Origin of the sequence: Alteromonas confluentis (assembly GCF_001757105.1) — a bacterium.
In the GTDB taxonomy this organism is placed as follows: domain Bacteria; phylum Pseudomonadota; class Gammaproteobacteria; order Enterobacterales; family Alteromonadaceae; genus Alteromonas; species Alteromonas confluentis.
Window position 1 is genome coordinate 110,964 of the sequence record NZ_MDHN01000021.1, and the last position, 16,638, is coordinate 127,601.

At 44.6% G+C, this 16,638-nt stretch carries 21 protein-coding genes; 13 read left to right on the forward strand and 8 right to left on the reverse strand.

Going from position 1 to position 16,638, the window contains the following annotated elements:
* Window positions 1-3 precede the first annotated feature (3 nt).
* The 10 genes from BFC18_RS09350 (at window position 4) to BFC18_RS09395 (ending at window position 7,681) form a co-directional block, all read left to right on the forward strand.
* Entirely contained in the window at window positions 4-228 is a 225-nt protein-coding gene (locus BFC18_RS09350) for a histidine kinase dimerization/phospho-acceptor domain-containing protein (protein ID WP_070125289.1), read from the forward strand.
* 7 nt (window positions 229-235) lie between these two features.
* Window positions 236-1,747 carry a sensor histidine kinase gene (locus tag BFC18_RS09355; RefSeq protein WP_070125290.1) on the forward strand — a complete coding sequence of 504 codons (1,512 nt, stop codon included), beginning with the start codon at window positions 236-238 and terminating at the stop codon, window positions 1,745-1,747.
* Window positions 1,737-2,189, forward strand: a complete 453-nt coding sequence (locus BFC18_RS09360; protein WP_070125291.1) for a response regulator — start codon at window positions 1,737-1,739, stop codon at window positions 2,187-2,189. The genes BFC18_RS09355 and BFC18_RS09360 overlap by 11 nt, the downstream gene beginning before the upstream one ends.
* Before the next feature lie 17 nt (window positions 2,190-2,206).
* Window positions 2,207-4,306 carry a response regulator gene (locus BFC18_RS09365; protein WP_070125292.1) on the forward strand — a complete coding sequence of 700 codons (2,100 nt, stop codon included), beginning with the start codon at window positions 2,207-2,209 and terminating at the stop codon, window positions 4,304-4,306.
* A 214-nt stretch (window positions 4,307-4,520) separates the two neighbouring features.
* A complete protein-coding gene (locus BFC18_RS09370; RefSeq protein WP_070125293.1) occupies window positions 4,521-4,859 on the forward strand; it encodes a DUF883 domain-containing protein in 339 nt (112 codons plus the stop codon).
* 1 nt (window position 4,860) lies between these two features.
* Window positions 4,861-5,394 carry a phage holin family protein gene (locus BFC18_RS09375; protein ID WP_070125294.1) on the forward strand — a complete coding sequence of 178 codons (534 nt, stop codon included), beginning with the start codon at window positions 4,861-4,863 and terminating at the stop codon, window positions 5,392-5,394.
* Between the two features lies 1 nt (window position 5,395).
* The gene (locus tag BFC18_RS09380; protein WP_070125295.1) at window positions 5,396-5,653 is read left to right on the forward strand and encodes a hypothetical protein; all 258 of its coding nucleotides are present in this window, start codon (window positions 5,396-5,398) and stop codon (window positions 5,651-5,653) included.
* 5 nt (window positions 5,654-5,658) lie between these two features.
* On the forward strand, window positions 5,659-6,228 hold the full coding sequence (locus BFC18_RS09385) for a CC0125/CC1285 family lipoprotein (protein ID WP_070125296.1): 570 nt from the start codon (window positions 5,659-5,661) through the stop codon (window positions 6,226-6,228).
* A gap of 152 nt (window positions 6,229-6,380) precedes the next feature.
* A complete protein-coding gene (locus tag BFC18_RS22025; protein ID WP_070125425.1) occupies window positions 6,381-6,911 on the forward strand; it encodes a type II secretion system protein in 531 nt (176 codons plus the stop codon).
* Window positions 6,912-7,222: 311 nt separating this feature from the next.
* Window positions 7,223-7,681, forward strand: a complete 459-nt coding sequence (locus tag BFC18_RS09395) for a DUF2383 domain-containing protein (protein WP_070125297.1) — start codon at window positions 7,223-7,225, stop codon at window positions 7,679-7,681.
* A 33-nt stretch (window positions 7,682-7,714) separates the two neighbouring features.
* On the opposite strand, the gene yfbR is transcribed toward BFC18_RS09395, so the two are convergent.
* Window positions 7,715-8,359, reverse strand: a complete 645-nt coding sequence (gene yfbR, locus BFC18_RS09400) for a 5'-deoxynucleotidase (RefSeq protein ID WP_070125298.1) — start codon at window positions 8,357-8,359, stop codon at window positions 7,715-7,717.
* A gap of 278 nt (window positions 8,360-8,637) precedes the next feature.
* Here yfbR and BFC18_RS09405 point away from each other — a divergent pair, with 278 nt between their 5' ends.
* Complete coding sequence (locus BFC18_RS09405; RefSeq protein ID WP_070125299.1) at window positions 8,638-8,814, forward strand: DUF1328 domain-containing protein; 177 nt, start codon at window positions 8,638-8,640, stop codon at window positions 8,812-8,814.
* A 26-nt stretch (window positions 8,815-8,840) separates the two neighbouring features.
* Window positions 8,841-9,035, forward strand: coding sequence for a hypothetical protein (locus BFC18_RS09410; RefSeq protein ID WP_070125300.1), 195 nt, complete (start codon window positions 8,841-8,843; stop codon window positions 9,033-9,035).
* An 88-nt stretch (window positions 9,036-9,123) separates the two neighbouring features.
* Here BFC18_RS09410 and BFC18_RS09415 read toward each other — a convergent pair whose 3' ends face one another.
* The 6 genes from BFC18_RS09415 to BFC18_RS09435 form a co-directional block, all read right to left on the reverse strand.
* Window positions 9,124-9,699 carry a DUF6942 family protein gene (locus BFC18_RS09415; RefSeq protein ID WP_070125301.1) on the reverse strand — a complete coding sequence of 192 codons (576 nt, stop codon included), beginning with the start codon at window positions 9,697-9,699 and terminating at the stop codon, window positions 9,124-9,126.
* Between the two features lie 77 nt (window positions 9,700-9,776).
* On the reverse strand, window positions 9,777-12,233 hold the full coding sequence (locus BFC18_RS09420) for an efflux RND transporter permease subunit (RefSeq protein ID WP_139138981.1): 2,457 nt from the start codon (window positions 12,231-12,233) through the stop codon (window positions 9,777-9,779).
* The gene (locus BFC18_RS09425; protein ID WP_170826588.1) at window positions 12,187-12,876 is read right to left on the reverse strand and encodes an MlaA family lipoprotein; all 690 of its coding nucleotides are present in this window, start codon (window positions 12,874-12,876) and stop codon (window positions 12,187-12,189) included. Before BFC18_RS09425 ends, BFC18_RS09420 begins: the two co-directional genes overlap by 47 nt.
* 190 nt (window positions 12,877-13,066) lie before the next feature.
* A complete protein-coding gene (locus BFC18_RS09430; RefSeq protein ID WP_139138982.1) occupies window positions 13,067-13,408 on the reverse strand; it encodes a hypothetical protein in 342 nt (113 codons plus the stop codon).
* Between the two features lie 53 nt (window positions 13,409-13,461).
* On the reverse strand, window positions 13,462-13,629 hold the full coding sequence (locus BFC18_RS21700; protein ID WP_170826589.1) for a hypothetical protein: 168 nt from the start codon (window positions 13,627-13,629) through the stop codon (window positions 13,462-13,464).
* A gap of 399 nt (window positions 13,630-14,028) precedes the next feature.
* Entirely contained in the window at window positions 14,029-14,631 is a 603-nt protein-coding gene (locus BFC18_RS09435; protein WP_070125304.1) for a BON domain-containing protein, read from the reverse strand.
* A 244-nt stretch (window positions 14,632-14,875) separates the two neighbouring features.
* On the opposite strand from BFC18_RS09435, the gene BFC18_RS09440 reads away from it, so the two are divergent.
* Complete coding sequence (locus BFC18_RS09440) at window positions 14,876-15,841, forward strand: endonuclease/exonuclease/phosphatase family protein (RefSeq protein WP_070125305.1); 966 nt, start codon at window positions 14,876-14,878, stop codon at window positions 15,839-15,841.
* Window positions 15,842-15,924: 83 nt separating this feature from the next.
* Here the strand turns inward: BFC18_RS09440 and BFC18_RS09445 are convergent, their stop codons facing one another.
* Window positions 15,925-16,311 (reverse strand): response regulator transcription factor, encoded by a 387-nt coding sequence (locus tag BFC18_RS09445; RefSeq protein ID WP_070125306.1) that lies wholly within the window; start codon window positions 16,309-16,311, stop codon window positions 15,925-15,927.
* Window positions 16,312-16,638: the final 327 nt, after the last annotated feature.

A 16,638-nucleotide genomic window follows, 5' to 3' on the forward strand; every position in this document is an offset into this window, starting at 1 on the left:
CAGATGAAAGACGAAGAAATTGGTGCAATTGCGCGTTGGGTCCACGATGCTCGTAAACCGTTAAATAGAATATCCATGCAGGCCGAGCTAGTAAAGATGGCCTTGAACGGCGACATACCGGCAGAAAAAGCACAGGATGCATTGGATAAAATTATTGCAAGCACCAAAGATTGCAGTCATGCACTGGCTGAAATGATGGAAGAGCTCGCAAATGGCAAAACGGAATAATTAGTTCATGCTGAATAAAGTAGTTCAGTCGGCATATAGCTGGATTTCTCTGGTGACGATAATCATCATTATCATCACCGGAAATGCATTTTACGTGATAAGCACACTAGATGAGCTGGCCTCCTTAGAGCGCCAACTTTTTAGTACGAACCGCGTCATCAATGCTATTAATAAGTTGCATGTTGCGGTACTCCGTGCAGAATCAGGTCAGCGTGGTTTCTTGCTAACCAAAGATGAGTCTTACCTCAACGACTATACCGTCACGTTAAACAACCTCACCGAATTACTCAACGAAGTAGAAAATGCCTCGCTGGATAGTAATCTCCCCGAGCAAGAAGAGAATATCCACGATCTGATTACGCTGACGAAATCCAAACTGAATGAGTTAATCGAGACAGTTGAGCTCACCCGTCAGGGAGAATACGAAGCTGCAATAAAAATGTTAAATACTGATCTTGGGCTTAAGTTATATGATGAGTTCGATAGACGCTATGTATTTATTGATTCGTCGGAGAGGGATGCGCAAGAGCAACACTTAGCCAGTTTGATGAAACTTCGTGCCGACTCTGTGAATACCTTGATTATTTCGGGTGTCACCACAGGCTTACTCATCATCGCCATTCTGATCTTACTGCGGCTAAACATGCGAGATAATCTCAAACATCAGCTTGAGTTGCAGGAATACAATGAAGAACTGGAAGATAAAATTGAGCAACGCACCCAGGAATTAAAGCTGTTTGCAGACGAACTCTCTCGAAGTAACCGTGAACTCGAAGATTTTGCGTTTGTCGCTTCTCATGATTTACAGGAACCACTGCGAAAAATTCGCGCGTTTGGTAATCGTCTCGAGGCAGGTTACGTTGAAGTCATGGATGAACGTGGCCGCGACTTTCTTCAGCGCATGCTTAATGCAGCAGAACGAATGTCCATGTTGATAAGCGATCTACTGGCATTTTCGAGGGTAACGACCCGAGGCAAAGAGTTTAGCAGTGCAGATTTAAATGCCATCGTTGATGATGTTACCAGTGATCTCGAAATCGCCATTGAAGAATGTAATGCAACAATAAATGTCAGTGCTTTACCTACTATCGAATGCGATAAATCACAGATTGAACAACTTATTCTGAATCTGCTCTCGAATGCCCTCAAATTTCGTTCTGAAGCAATACCACCGCTCATTACCATTACGGCCGCTCCTTCTACGGAAGATGAACTGGCAAACAACCTGATGAAAGACGAATATGAGTGGGTTACCCTTACTTTCGAAGACAACGGTATTGGTTTCGAACAGTCATTTGCAGAAAAAATATTCGCTCCGTTCCAGCGTCTGCACGGCCGCAGCGCCTACAAGGGAACGGGGATAGGGCTCGCCGTATGCCGTCGCATTGTTGAACGTCATAATGGCACCATTAAAGCATTTAGCGAACCGGGCAAAGGCGCTCGGTTTGTCATCATTATCCCTATTGACGGTGAACCTTTCGCCGCTGGCAGTGAAGGAGTTTTAAGCAATGTCTCTTAAACATTCAACACCCATAAATATTCTCATGGCAGACGATGACGAAGATGATCGTTTGTTAACGTTAGACGCACTGAAAGAAAGCCGCGTACTCAATAACCTCTTTTGCGTAGAAGACGGTGTAGAGTTGCTAGAATTTCTACGCCGCGAGGGCAAGTACAGCGATCCGAAAGACTCGCCCCGTCCCAGTCTGATTTTGCTTGATTTAAACATGCCTCGTAAGGATGGCCGCGAAGCGTTACAAGAAATTAAAGCAGATCCGTCACTGCGCGGCATTCCCGTTGTGATCCTAACTACCTCAAAAGAAGAAGAAGACATGCTGAAAGGTTACGACCTTGGTTGTGCTTCTTATATTACCAAACCGGTAAACTTTGAAGGATTGGTCGACCTGATGCGCGCGTTAGGCCGCTACTGGATTGAGTTTGTTGAGTTACCCCATGATTAAATAAACAGGAATTAATCGTGTCTGAAGTTATACGGGTTTTGCTGGTAGAAGATGATGAGGACGACTACTTCCTCACCGCCGACTACATGTCACAGTGTGATGAACCCCGCTTTCACATTACGTGGGTGACAAACGGCAAAGCCGCAATTGATGCGTTCCAGAAACGCACCTTTGATATTTGCTTGCTGGATTACATTCTTGGTGCAGAAAACGCACTGGATGTTATGGCCACCTTTAAAGCTGCAGGTATTACGGTTCCTGTGGTCATACTTACTGGCCAGACTGACAGTCAGGTTGATGATATGGTCATGCGCGCAGGTGCCGCAGACTATTTGAATAAAAGCGAAATCGAGTCGCCCCGCTTCATGCGAACCATGCGTTATGCCATGGTTCGCCGGGAAATGGAAAATGAGCGAATAGAGCGTCACAAAGTTGAGCAGCAGAATAAAGCGAAAGACAAATTCCTCGCCCACTTAGGACACGAACTTCGTACGCCATTAACGTCTATTCTCGGCTACACCGAATTGCTATTGGATGACAAGGCAAATGCCGACATGAGCCAGGAGCTATCGATCATTCATACCAACGGCAAGCACTTGCTTAGTCTATTGAATGACTTGCTCGATATGTCGCGAATTATGGCCAACAAGCTCGAGTTAGCCCGTCGCGAAGTGAACCTTAATGGCTTTCTCACCGACGTTCATTCGTTAATGAACCTGGCAGCGAAAGACAAGGGCCTGACGATGGAAGTATCGTCTCGTAATGATATACCTGACTTCATTTCTGCTGACCCCACGCGACTTCGACAGATCTTAATCAATCTAATCAGTAACGCAGTTAAATTCACAGACACCGGTACCATTCAGGTTACCGTTGAAACCTTGCCGCCACGCCGCGAAGACAATAAAGAGATGCTACTTTTCCGGGTAATCGACTCTGGAATTGGTATGCCGCCGAATAAACTGGATGACATATTCAGGCCCTTCGAGCAAATTGAAGATGTCATGAGAGCTAATCATGGCGGTGCAGGTCTTGGTTTGGCTATCTGTCGCGAACTCGTGAACACAATGGGCGGCGAAATCAGCGTTGAGTCTGTCTTTGGCCGCGGAAGTACGTTCTCTTTTACCATCGATCCGGGTGATATCAGTAACCAACATTTTGACATGTTCAAACTCACTGCCCCAACGGTTGATGAACAGAACAAGAACAAATTACATGTGACAGGTCGTGTACTTATCGTCGACGACTTGCGGGAGCTACGTAAACTTACCGGTCACATGGTCAGCCAGTGCCACGCCACCGTATCCTATGCTGAGAACGGTGTTAAAGCCTTAGAAGCGGTATTACAGGCAGAGCAATCTGGCAAGCCTTATCACCTGGTGTTGATGGACATTCATATGCCAGTGATGAATGGTATCGATGCACTAAAGGCCATGCGTAAACACCAGTGCAACGTGGCGGTAGTGGCCATTACTGCAGCGAGCCGCAAGGGTTTGAGGCAATCGTTACTTGATGAAGGTTTCGATGATGTATTAGGTAAGCCCATTGAAAAAACTGAATTGTTTGCCATTTTAGATCGCTACCTCATTAGCACACCAGGCATTTCAGGTCACTCCGTAGAAGAAGAGCCTAACTACCAAAAAGCGATGCAATCTATTTCCTATTCGGGAACAAAAGATGCCTTTAATGAGAGTGCACCTGATGGAGAAGCAGCTTCTACTCCACCTACTCCACAACAAGAACAAGCCAGTGCAACGAAAGAAGAAGTGACAGACCCGTCTCTCAAGCAGGTTCTGTTGGTGGAAGATGATCATGATGCTGCTGAGCTGATGAAGCTTCTGCTGAGTCATCTTGGTCATAACGTGGACGTTGCCTATTGCGCGAAAGATGCCCTTGATAAGGTTAAACATCGCCCTTACGACGCCGCCCTTCTCGACCTTACACTGCCGGATGATGACGGTATCAGCTTGGCAAGAAATATTCGCACCGTTAGTGATGCAATGGAAATTTATATTGTTAGCGGCCGTGAGCCAGACAATACAGAACTCGAAGAGCTCAACATCTCCGGTACACTTCTTAAACCAGTAAGCAGAAGCGATCTCGCAGCATTGTTTTAGTATACCTGTAATAAGATGTCCACATTTGAGTGGGCATCTTATTACATCAACATTGCAATAATTACATTAACCTTGTAACAACGCTTCTCTCACAAACTCAACCTTTATCCCGATTTAAGTTTAAACCATTAAAATCAACAACTTAATTAATATTAAAATCTGGTATTCCGATTGCAACCCTCCTTATTGAATATACCCACAAGGAGATTTTAAAATGGCTACCGCAGCAACCCCAAACACTACTGCGACTAACGGTGCAGCGAAAAAAGCAACAAACGGTGTAGACGAATCTACTCATCCTTTTACTGATAAAGCACAAACAACTCTGCAAAATTCAGTAGACCGTTTAGCGCAATCAGCTGCTCGCGCTGAAGAGAATTTACGCGCCACTGCCTCTGATTCTGCCGACAACATGGCTGCTCGCAAAGCTCAAATGGATGCCAAATGGAAATCGTCAGGCGTACGTAAATATGCTGTCGATAATCCGGTAGCAGCAGCAGGTATCGCATTCGCCGCAGGTATGTTAGTTACGTCATTACTGCGTAAGAAGTAATATGACGGAAAAGAGCAACGACAGCGCCAGTGAAGAGATGGTCACTGGCAATGCTTGCAAACAGGACCCGGTCAGTTTTACTGATCGGGCTTCTTTCGATCCTGAGCAGGCCAAGGAAATTGATGACAATCCGCCTGATGACGAGTCCGACCCGTCGCTGGATGATCTGATCACGAACGCACAATGGGTGATATTCCAAAAACAACAGGAACTCACAGCCCTTGCCGATTTGTCAGCAGCAGAAGTAAACATTGCAAAGCGGTCGATTATCGTGACGGGAATCGCCACCCTTGCAGCTTTTGTCTTCGCCTGTTTTTGTTGGTTAATTGCCAACATAGGTATCGCATTAACCCTGCATCATTTCGACGTACATAACGGCGTTACCGCGCTAATTGTGTTCTTGATTAATCTTGGACTTGCAGCTGGTGCATTCCTGATTGCTAAGCAGTCATACGCGTACATTACGTTAATGCCAGCAATTCATACTTTCCTTCGTGGCATTGGCGTTGAGAACAAACCTCAAAAGGATGAGTAAAATGCCCGTTTTTATTAACTCTGCAATTAAGGCAAGAAATAAGGCGCAAGATAACTACGCTATATCGCAACAGGAAAGTGCCATTGCCGTTAATCATGCTAAAGTCACGTTGAAGTTGTTCGCAGCTCGTCCAGAAACCTTGCTGGCGTGCTTTGGTGCCGGCGCTTACAAGGGCGCAACCACGGATAACCCGCCTAGCCGCAAACGTCAGGCTATGATGACGTTCGCAAGGACAGCACTTTTCAATTTTTTAGGATAACAATAATGAGTTTTACCGCATCAGTGATAAAAAAAGGCATGTGCTATGTTGTACTGGGAGCGGGTTTACTTGCCGCTACAGCTTGTAGCAGTGTATCGAGCCTTACACCCACTCCTTATCAGGCTGCGAAGTCGGATAAACAATACGGTTACTCATCAACGCAATTATCAGACAATGAATACCGCATTATGTTTCGGGCAACGGAAGTCACCGATGCGTCACTAGTACAAGAATATTCACTTTATCGTGCGGCTGAAATTGCCAAGAAAAACGATTTTCAATATCTCACTATTGTTAAAACTGACATCGAGCGAAAAAATACCGTCGCCAAACGCATTGTTAAAGAAACGCCTGAAATTTCGCAAAATCCCATTTTGACAGATCCGCAATGCACAATGTCTGGCTGTAACGAGGTGGGACAAACAATGCCAAACCAGAGCGGTGAGCTGCGTGTGCAAACAGAAAACACAGAAGACGTGTATTATTCCATTCTTGTTCGCATGGCTGAGTCTCAAACGGCCTTAGGCAGCAAGTCTTTTGAAGTTGCAAAGCTGTTAGCCCGTAAACCCATGTAAAAGCAGGTTTTAAAAAATAGCGTTACATATTAAAGCAAATACTTATTCAAAGCCCGGCATAACCGTTCCGGGCTTTTTGCTATTGGTCTTCCGCCACCAGTGAACTATCCTGCCATTGTCTTTTACAACAAACCGATACCATGATGAAAAATATGAATGACAATGCAGGCTTTACGCTTATCGAACTCGTAATTGTTATCGTCATCCTTGGCGTTCTGGCCGTTACCGCAGCACCTCGCTTCATCGATTTATCTGACGATGCCAATGATTCTGTCACGCTGGCTCAGATGGGCGCATTTAAATCAGGTGTCAATCTATTACATGCGAAATGGCAGATCCGTCGCCAGAGCAGTATTTCGATTTCTGGTCAAACAGTTGAATTTACCGATGATGGATGGCCGAAAGGCTCCACCGATGACAGTGTCGGTTGTGCAGAGCTGTGGAGTGAGGTTTTTGCTGACGCAGAGCCCGTGACCGTGCTGAACAATTACACTGACACATTATCTGCAGGATGGAACGCTTTTTATTATGGCGAAGTGTGCGGCTACATTAAAAGCCAGAGTGGTGGCGGTACGGTTTACCCCAGCAATACGCCACACTTTGCTTATTACATGACGAATTTTAGCGAACCAAGTGCAGGCTATACAGGTAGCCCGGGTGAAGTGAAGATCTACAACCTTTAATTTTGGTCTGTAAAATACGTACCGTGTAATAACACGTCCTTAATACAAAAATTTAACCGTAAAACACTTACCGTAAAACTCGCGGTGTAGTGCAAAAAATCGACCTTGCGCTGCGCCACAAATTTGCCATTTTTTACATACTAGCCTGTAAAGATTTTCACTCCGCACAATTCAGCGCTTTTAATCCTTTCAAAGAGTCGGTAATTATGCTGTTAAATCAATAAATTAATTAAAATCAATTCATTTTTGCAATGGCCCAATTTGTGCAACTTATTATTGTATTTGGTTAATTATTACGTCAGGAGTTTACAGTGTCATCAGTCGCCATTCCCTCTGAAAAATTAGCTGACCTTATTAAGGTATTGCAGAGTGGGATACGTTTTTATAAAGCAGGTATTAAAGCGGTTAAATGCGACGATACAAAAGAAATGTTTACACGTATTCTGACAGAAAAAGAACAGGCTTGTACTGAGTTACGCCGCCATTGCTCTGGCGTGAAAGACACAGGTTCCAACTTTATCGTCGATGCAAGAAATGTATATACTCGACTCATTAGCCGTGTGACATCACACAGCGACCAGATGTTTACCGAGCAACTGGCGTCGATGGAACGTAAAGTACTGCATTATTTTGATGATGTTTTAAAAGAGCAACTGCCACAACATATCGCACAGTTGCTTCGTAAAATCCGCACCCGGTTGTTGCAGTGTTATGACGAGCTTCAGCTAATTAAATCGGCGCGAAAAAGGTTTATTCACAATCAAGCTTAATTGATTCAATGCTGCCCGACGACGCGCCCTTCTTTACTCTTTGATATTGATGGTGTTTGCCCGTTCTACCCAATCTAAATCGCGGGTTTGTTCATCTAACGTTCCCTTTGCATCCTCCAGGAATACCTGGCAGAAATAGTCGACACTTTTGAAAGTTTCACGATACTTTTTTAATTGAATTTCCATTTCGTGCATTGCATTAGAAAACTCCGAGTTTGACTTCGACAATTCATAATCACATTTGAGATATGCACACAAGACGTCTGCCGCTTTTGCCAGTGCAACATGGATATCTTTTTTGTCTTGTTCGATTAAGGGCTGATACCTTTCTCTGAGCGGTTCAGGTAAGGTTTGCAGTAGCATCGCCTCAAAACGTCGTTCTAGTTTCTTTATCGCTGCTGTCGTTTCCGGATCGTGATATTTCACAGGGCTTGGAATATCACTCATGCCGGCTATTTCACTGCCTTCGTGGAAAATTGCCATACTGGCAACGCGATCTGGTTCTACGGCTTCGTTAAACACATCTTTCGCTATGGCGCCAAGCATATGCGCCACCACTGCCGCTTCATAGATGTGCGTAGAGAGCATCTCTTCCTGAAATTGTGCCATTAACGGCCATCGCTTCACGTTTCTTGCTCGCTGCATAAGGCCAATAAATGCTGAATGATGTTTTGTCATGTTGCTCTACTTTAATGAATGCCATTGAATAAATGTATTTTGTTACTTCAGCTAGTTTATCAAGCTTACCCAGTGATGCTAGTCGCTTTGGGAATTGATGTGTAAAAAATGCAGATTAGTTGTAACTCTTTGCCAACAGCTTCATGAATGAACGAGCAGGAACAAACTAAAGCACTGATTAATAACAACTTTCATGATTGGCACAATACCAGCATTAAACAATACGAACTTAACGAAAGTTAAACGAACTTTACGAAGAGCAATATGAGGAAATTATTATGCTAGGTTGGGCAGTTACATTTTTCATTATCGCCATTATTGCAGCAGTTTTTGGCTTCGGTGGCATTGCTGGTGCAGCATCAGGCATTGCTCAATTTTTATTCTTTGTATTTGTCGCGCTGCTGGTGATTTCACTTATCGCCAATGCATTACGCGGTAAATCACCTAGAGTATAATTTAATTGGAACAAGGAGAAAGGACGATGAAATACTATAAGTTATTTTTAAAAGCGATGTTGGTAGCAGGTTTTGCATTTACTCTGGCCGCTTGTGGCGACGGTGAAGCAGAAAACGCAGGCGAAGAACTGGACGAAGTGATGACTGACGCTGGTAACGCTGTTGAAGACGCCTGTGAAGACGTGAAAGAAGGCGCTGACGCTAAAGATACCGATTGCTAATACCAATCGATACAATGAAACCAGGCTCTACGCCTGGTTTTTTTGTGCCCGAATTACTGTGTAAAAAAGCTATACCAGAAGAAATCCACTAACACTTTTTATTTCCCAAAACCTGTAGCCAACTCCCCTCCTGCCGCGTAGCACTTTCGTCGAGCAGTTGGCTACGGATCAAATAATTCAGAAAGCCGATTTTCTCGTTAGTGAGTTGCCGATAATCGAAATAGGGCGTCACGATGAGGTTTCGTTGTCGACAAACGGCAAAATCAGCGCTTACCCAGTTTACGCGCTGAGTCAGTTCAAGCTGGCCCGCATAGGTTTTGCCCATCACGATGTTTAGATTTTTCGGATTAAATGCTGCTGGCGGTGCGAACCATAAAGCCGTATCGCCCTGGGCCGTAAGTAACTGTTCGTCTCGATACGTTTGCCATGTACTCGTTTTTGAAATAGCTAAGCCTTCACGCAAACTAAATATCCATTTGGCATAGACGTTAAATACCTTTCGCCAACCGTTTCCACATTCTGCGTTAATACTATTAATAATGTGAATATCGATGGGAGTAACGACACCTGCTTCACCGGGTAGGTCAAACGCGGGGCGATTTGCCATATAAACTTGCACCGGCCCATGAACATTACCAACACCATCAGGTCCGCATATCTGCATTTAACACTCCAAAATAAAAAAAGGCACACCGGGAAAGGTGTGCCTATTATTGCATAGCATTATTGTTGAGGTGCCAGCTATTCAGCCTTGGCGGATTTACGATTGCCAACGAAGCGATTTAGCAAAGCCGGTAATAAGGTTAAATCGGTGAACAAAGCAAACAGCATGGCCAGTGCAGTGAGCAGTCCAAAATACACACTAGGCAGAAAATCGGAAAACCCGAAGAGTGAAAATCCCGTGGCAATGATCACTGAAGTGAACAGAATTGCTAATCCTGAATGTCCAAATGCGGACTCACTGCCCGCGGTTGCGGTCTTGCCATCAGACGATTTCATTCCCTGCAGATAGCTGTGCAAGAAATGGATGGTATCGTCTACCGCTATGCCCATCGCAATAGCTGCTATGGTAATGGTCATAATATCAAGCGAAATGCCTGCCCAACCAACCACCCCAAGGATGCCCAACGTTGTTAGCACATTTGGCAATAATGCGATAAACGTTACTTTTATCGAACGGAAAATCGCAAACAGCACCACCGCCAAAACGGCATACACTATACCCAGTGTTTTTATCTGCGAATCAAATAAACGACTGAGGATATCTTGATAAAGCACGAACAAGCTGGTGAGTTGATATTGGTCTTTTTCCAGTCCGACAGCTTGTAAGTCGCTATTTAACTGATCCATAAATTGCTGGCGATTCAGGCCTTCCGTGGTGTCCTGAATGCGCGTGGAAATACGAAATGTATTGTCCGCTTCAGAAAAATACGCACCCACTAACTGATTCACCACTTTTTCGTCCAACAAGACATAGATGGTATTTAGCTCGTACTCTGTTAACGGTCGTCCGCCGTTTAGTTGCTTTGCTAATTCAGTAAAATTCACAACCGAGGTAACGCTTCCGGTCGCTTCAAACGCTTTTATCGCCGCTTGCGCTAATTGCAATTGCGCTACCGTGTTCGCATTCAGCACCACTTCTCCGTCAGCATTCTCGTCATCAAGCTTTAACACAATATCGAGTGCTGTTGAGCCACCGAATTCACGATCAATAAATGCCAGTTCCTGGTGAATTTGCGTGTCGGTGTCGAAATAGTTAATGAAAGAATTTTCAACGTTAAGGCGACTGATCCCCAGAGCCGCAACAACAAACAACGCCAGCACAGCTGCACTTACCGCCAACGGTGCTTTTAATGACAACTTACGGGTAGCAGCAAGAAAACCGGTAATAAAACGGTACTCGGTAGTCTCTTTACTGGCAGGCAGGAAAGACAGTAACGCCGGGAACAATAATAAGCTCACCGCCATGGTAATGAGCATCGACATCAGCATCATCCAACCAAATGCGACCACAGGTTGCAGGCCGGAAAAGATCAGCGAGCCGAAACCCACAGACGTTGTCAGGGTTGCGTAAAAACAAGGTGATAGTTTGTCCTCAAGGGTGGCAATAATACGCTGGCGCTGACTGAAGTCAGGGTTATCACGACTGATTTCTCGGTAGCTCCCGATGATATGAATCATGACGGCCAAAGTAAGAATAAGCTGCAACGCAACAAAGTTGGCTGATATCACCGTTGTGCGCATGTCCAGAAACCCGAACAGGCTCATAGTAAGGAACACGCTCACGGAGCAAGATAACAGCGGGAAAAACACCCACTTAAAAGAGCGATACAACAATGCCAGCAACAAAATAATCACCGCAGCGATGGCACTACCAAACGTCATGAGATCAGATTTGATGATATCAATGAGATGCTGCCCTACCACGTAAGCGCCACCTAAATACGTGTTCGCTCTGGTAGCAACCGATTGGGTAATTTCCTCTATCTGTGCGATTTCTTGCTTTCGGGTTTCGGTAAGCTGTTGGCGGATGGGATCGGCCTGTTGCTGCAGCGATGCGATGCGGGCGTTATCTTCTTCACTGAGCGCTTCGCCTTTTAGCACCTTCTTCTGAATATTGGTAATCTCGTTGTTAATACGCACTAATTCAGGATTATCTTTGAACACGATTTGCATGCCCGTGGCGGTGCCCTGACGATTAACCAGCAAATCGGTAAAGATGGGATGACCCACAATCAACTGCTTCATTTGCGCCGGAGAATAGCGTTGATTTTCCCAGGTAAGGGAATCCACACTAGTGTCGCCGGTTAATGCGCTCGTATCGTTGATCAGTGGCACATTGATAATCGATGTCACCGCTTCCACGCGGTCAATTTGTTTGATTCGCGCTGACAACATTTCAATGTCATCAAAAGTCTGACGGCTGAAGAGTTCATGCCCTTTGGGCTGATAAGCCAATAATATGAACTCTTGAGGATTAAACGTTTGGTCTGCCACCTGCGTTTGAATGTATAGCTTATTGTCTTTTACCAGTAAGGTATCGGCAGATGCATCAATACGGAACTGATTAATGTAAAAACCAAGTCCCGTTAGCGCAATGACAAATGCAACAAGAATAAACCAGCGTGCACTGATGATTCCACGTGCGAGTTTACTCGTTATTTTGTTGTTCGCTGTCGCTGAGTTCGAAGAGTTCATCGCGTCGCTGTCCCTGAATATATTGATTACGGAAGTAGATGTAAGGATCGTCAGCCTGGTCGTAGAGCTGCTGATAGATATCAGACTGCTCAGAAAAATCGTCCAGACCATCGAACATTCTCAGTTGATAACGCTCGGGGGGATCCGCAATGTAATTAACAGGATGAACAAACCCTTCAGTAAGGGTAGAGAATGCGCCTCGGGTATCACTGGGGCCAAGGATCGGGATAACTAAATACGGCCCGGATGTGATGTCGTAGTCTTGCAAAGTATTGGCAATAGTTTGTTTTTGTGGCGCGATATCGAACCACGCTTCAGCGGGGTCGAACAATCCTAATAACCCAATGGTGGAATTAATCAGAAAACGACCAAGATTAGAACCAGCGTGGCTAAACTCGCCAGAAACGGTATTGTTTACCAGGTTAAGGGGCTCTCGTAGATTATCAAAAGCATTGCCTATTTTGTCTCGGACAACACCCGGCACAACAAATTTGTAGCCATCGGAAAGGGGAATAAGGACGTAACGATAAGAGACATTATTAAAGCTGAACATGGCACGGTTGAACCCTTCCCACGGGTCGTTATAAACCGGCTCACCGCCCTGCTCCGTGCCTGGCTGGCCGCCATCTCCAATCGCAACCACCGTGGGCTCGATTTCGATCGGTCCCTGGCTTGTCTGTACTGTAACCTTCTCACCTCGCGCCAGTTCAGATGCAAGTTCAGGCTCCTTTGGAGCCTGAACTGAATTGACTTCTGCGGTCGATTTTGCAGTATTTTGTGGCGCTGAAGCACAGCCCCCTAGTATTAAAAAACAGAGAGCTAACGCGCTCGACTTAGATACTTGCATAGGTACCACTTTCCTTCCTCTCGTGGTGTATCATTATATTTTGGGCACGTTCCAGAGCTTCATCCCTGTTGTAATCCCAATCATTCTCTTCATAACTACGTGCTTGCTGAAGATAATGCTCAATTCTTGATTTTCGAATTTGATGAATTCGATTTTGCGGATCAAATTCAAGTTCGTCATAGAGTGCTTCAACGTGCGTTAAATCGCCTGAAGGCTTGGACATGGGCTGCGTTTCGCCGAGCCAGGAAGAAATTTGCTTTCCTGAGCCCAGTGCAACAAGGCTGGTTGTAAGTAACACTGTCATTACTGCAATTTTTAAGTAATTCATGTTTATCACCATCTTGGTTAAGCGGAACGCTGTCGAGAACGTTATAAAATTGATTACTTACCAACTACCTGCGCTTCTGCTCCGAAAACAGGGCTCACTCGTCCCACTTTTTTATCGGCTTTGTTGTAACGATCGAACCAGTTAAAAACAGGCTGCGAATGGATAAACCGCTCAAAAGACGTTTCTGGAAGTGGGCGATGCTTGGTTTTTAAAAATTTCATACAAATCCTTTTAGAAGGGTATTAGTAAACTTACACACCTTTCATACTTCCAATTTTCAGGCCAGATTAGAGTGAATGGGTTAGAAAGGCTTTAGCCGGACTTGGAAAATGGTTTAATTAGTCGAAAAAACTCAATTAAAATCTATTTAATCAATAACTTAAAAGAATCGCAATGAATAGCACTTTTTTATTAGAAAAAGCTAATATCGGGTAGTTCAGCTCTGTAAAAGAATGCCAACTTTAGACTTATGGATAGTTTTTACCTGAGGCAGGAAAGATTTTCACAGCATGCTATTTACCTACACAAAGCGCTGAAAGCCAAGATCGAAAACGCCCGGTGCGGATCACCGGGCGTTTGTTACGGAGTAACGACTCCGATTAGCTTATCAAATTGGCTAGTTATTCAGATGCCATTGCCTTTTGAGGCTCAACCACTTTCAGGTTGTCTTCCACATCTGTTACATCAGACGCATTTTTAGCAATCTCAACCGCCAAGTCGCGCTCAGCGTCCGAATCGACCGTACCTGTAAGCGTAACATTACCAGCCTTCACATCTACGTCGATATCGAATCCTGAAATGTCTGTGTCCATTAGCAGACGGGTTTTAATCACTGTCGCTATTTTTGCGTCGGTGAGTTTATCCATGGCTGCTTCACCATCCATATCGTTATTATCGACATCAGCATCATCGTGGTCCGCTAGAATGGTCAACTGGTTGTCGACATCGGTCACGCCATCAATGTTAGCGACAAGTTCTTCCGCAAGCTTTTTATCTACCGAATTTTCCACCTTACCGGTAAGCACAACTTTGCCGTTCTGCACGTCGGTATTAATGTCAAAAGAATTCAGATTTCCGTTAAACAACAACGTTGCTTCAGCTTTGCCATCAATCCAGGCATCTTTAGCACCTTCTTCCCACTTATTCGAAGAGTCCATAGTGCCTGCAAAAGCAGATGTCGTTAATGTACCAGCAACTAACAGTGAAAGAATTGTACGTTTCATAATTTTGCTCTCCTTAATTATCAAGCACATTAGCTGATGCCAACTTCATACCAATTAAATAAAACGCTGATTTAAATAACTTTTTTAGAATATAAACACATTTTGGCGTGCCACACCTTGCAATTTTTTCGCAACTTAAGGAATGTTTTACTTTATGTTTACAAATTAACCATATTGATCGAATCAACGCGGATTTCACTATAGATAACGAACTTTTTTCTATCTCTGAGTGAATGGACTTGCCATGACTACTGTGATGATCATCCTGTCAGTGCTGTTTATACTTACAACCCTCATTCCCCATCTTCCAGGGCAACACTGGTTAATTCGGGTTTGGGAGTTTCCTCGTTTACAACAGGCATTTGTTCTGGCCGTACTGAGTCTCTTTTGGTGCTTTTGGTATGTCGATGAACCGGTCTTGGCTGCTTGGATGCAAGCTGGTTGTGTCATTGCGTTTGCTTATCAACTTATCTGGGTCATCCCCTATACTCCTTTGTGGCCTACAGAAGTTAACCAATATCGCGGTAACGACGACTCACAGACCATTTCTATTCTTACCAGCAACGTGCTGATGCCAAACGATAACTATCAAGCGCTCATTGATTTAGTGGAACAGCATCAACCCGACATTCTGGTCACACTAGAAAGTAACGCTGCCTGGGAAGCAGCACTGGAAGTTTTGCATGATGACTACCCTCACCGGCTTTTCTGTCCATTGGAAAACCTCTACGGGATGCATTTATACAGCCGCAAACCATTTAGTAATGAGAAAATCCGATTCATCATCGAGGGCGACGTGCCGTCTATGGAAATTTGGACAACAATCAATCAACAAGATGTGAAAATTCATTTTGTTCATCCCAAGCCACCCAGCCCGACGGAAAACAAATCGGCGGAGCCACGGGATAGAGAACTGACTGTGGTAGGTAAAGAAATGGCAAAGCTAGATGCCCCCGCCATTGTTACCGGCGATCTTAATGATGTTGCTTGGTCTCCGACTACGCGAGACTTCCGTAAAATCAGCGGGATGTCTGACCCTCGCCGTGGCCGCGGATTTTTCAATACCTTCCATGCCGATTATCCGCCTCTGCGCTGGCCGCTTGATCACGTTTTTCATTCGTCCCATTTTGAGCTCGTACACATAAAACGCATGCCAAGCATAGGTTCGGACCATTTTCCGCTTTTAACCACGTTAAGATTAAAGCCGTGAGTATGCGTGCGAACCATCGGCTCACGATTTAGATATAAAAAAACCCGCGAGCAAGTCGCGGGTTTTGTTTGAAGATATGAATATTAGGCTGTGATAGCCATAGCGGAAGCTTCTGCGAACCGCTGACAGCGAGACACAATATCTCGGTAATTTGCCGGATCGGGTACAATGTCATCTGCGTCGGTAAATCGGGTAGAGATATCACTGTTTTCACTGGCGCTCATCAACAGAACCGGTGCATTACAGCAACTCTTGATATGCTGCAAGATAGCCGTACCACTCAAGTCTGGCATTACCACATCAAGCAAAACAGCGTCGTATTGATTGCTCTTGCATAATCTAACTGCCATTCGTCCGCTGGCAGCAAAATCAACGTTCCAACCCAGGCCAGTAAGAAAGCTGGTTAAGTGGCTTGCTAAGGTTGGATCATCTTCAACAACGAGAATATTTAAAATAGTATTCGGGGTCATGTTGCCTCCTTGCGGTTTATTCGCACTCATCTCGCCCACACACCTTGCGACTGGTTCATCAGGACCTAAAACTTAAGGAAACTTACCCAACGACACGTTGCACTACCAGTGCGTGCATCGCCGTAAAAATTGAATTGCAGATTTCACGCCATTTACTGCATGGTGATTAAAAAAGCGTAAGCTTTACTATCAACTTGCAAAAGCCATGTAAATTAGGCAAACAAATTCAATATGTTAGCTTAATTTGCGTAAATTCTTACATTTAATGGTAAGACAACATTACCATTTAGACATGCTTAAGAACAGCAATCAGACGGGAATAATTAA

Bases quoted from the DNA above. Each gene is read 5' to 3' on its own strand.
- BFC18_RS09420 (WP_139138981.1), bottom strand. From the start codon at position 12,233: ATGAACTCTTCGAACTCAGCGACAGCGAACAACAAAATAACGAGTAAA.
- BFC18_RS09415 (WP_070125301.1), bottom strand. From the start codon at position 9,699: ATGCAGATATGCGGACCTGATGGTGTTGGTAATGTTCATGGGCCGGTG.
- BFC18_RS09360 (WP_070125291.1), top strand. From the start codon at position 1,737: ATGTCTCTTAAACATTCAACACCCATAAATATTCTCATGGCAGACGAT.
- BFC18_RS09405 (WP_070125299.1), top strand. From the start codon at position 8,638: ATGCTAGGTTGGGCAGTTACATTTTTCATTATCGCCATTATTGCAGCA.
- BFC18_RS09380 (WP_070125295.1), top strand. From the start codon at position 5,396: ATGCCCGTTTTTATTAACTCTGCAATTAAGGCAAGAAATAAGGCGCAA.
- BFC18_RS09435 (WP_070125304.1), bottom strand. From the start codon at position 14,631: ATGAAACGTACAATTCTTTCACTGTTAGTTGCTGGTACATTAACGACA.
- BFC18_RS09430 (WP_139138982.1), bottom strand. From the start codon at position 13,408: ATGAATTACTTAAAAATTGCAGTAATGACAGTGTTACTTACAACCAGC.
- yfbR (WP_070125298.1), bottom strand. From the start codon at position 8,359: ATGACAAAACATCATTCAGCATTTATTGGCCTTATGCAGCGAGCAAGA.
- BFC18_RS21700 (WP_170826589.1), bottom strand. From the start codon at position 13,629: ATGAAATTTTTAAAAACCAAGCATCGCCCACTTCCAGAAACGTCTTTT.
- BFC18_RS09410 (WP_070125300.1), top strand. From the start codon at position 8,841: ATGAAATACTATAAGTTATTTTTAAAAGCGATGTTGGTAGCAGGTTTT.
- BFC18_RS09370 (WP_070125293.1), top strand. From the start codon at position 4,521: ATGGCTACCGCAGCAACCCCAAACACTACTGCGACTAACGGTGCAGCG.
- BFC18_RS09375 (WP_070125294.1), top strand. From the start codon at position 4,861: ATGACGGAAAAGAGCAACGACAGCGCCAGTGAAGAGATGGTCACTGGC.
- BFC18_RS22025 (WP_070125425.1), top strand. From the start codon at position 6,381: ATGAATGACAATGCAGGCTTTACGCTTATCGAACTCGTAATTGTTATC.
- BFC18_RS09445 (WP_070125306.1), bottom strand. From the start codon at position 16,311: ATGACCCCGAATACTATTTTAAATATTCTCGTTGTTGAAGATGATCCA.
- BFC18_RS09440 (WP_070125305.1), top strand. From the start codon at position 14,876: ATGACTACTGTGATGATCATCCTGTCAGTGCTGTTTATACTTACAACC.
- BFC18_RS09350 (WP_070125289.1), top strand. From the start codon at position 4: ATGAAAGACGAAGAAATTGGTGCAATTGCGCGTTGGGTCCACGATGCT.
- BFC18_RS09355 (WP_070125290.1), top strand. From the start codon at position 236: ATGCTGAATAAAGTAGTTCAGTCGGCATATAGCTGGATTTCTCTGGTG.
- BFC18_RS09385 (WP_070125296.1), top strand. From the start codon at position 5,659: ATGAGTTTTACCGCATCAGTGATAAAAAAAGGCATGTGCTATGTTGTA.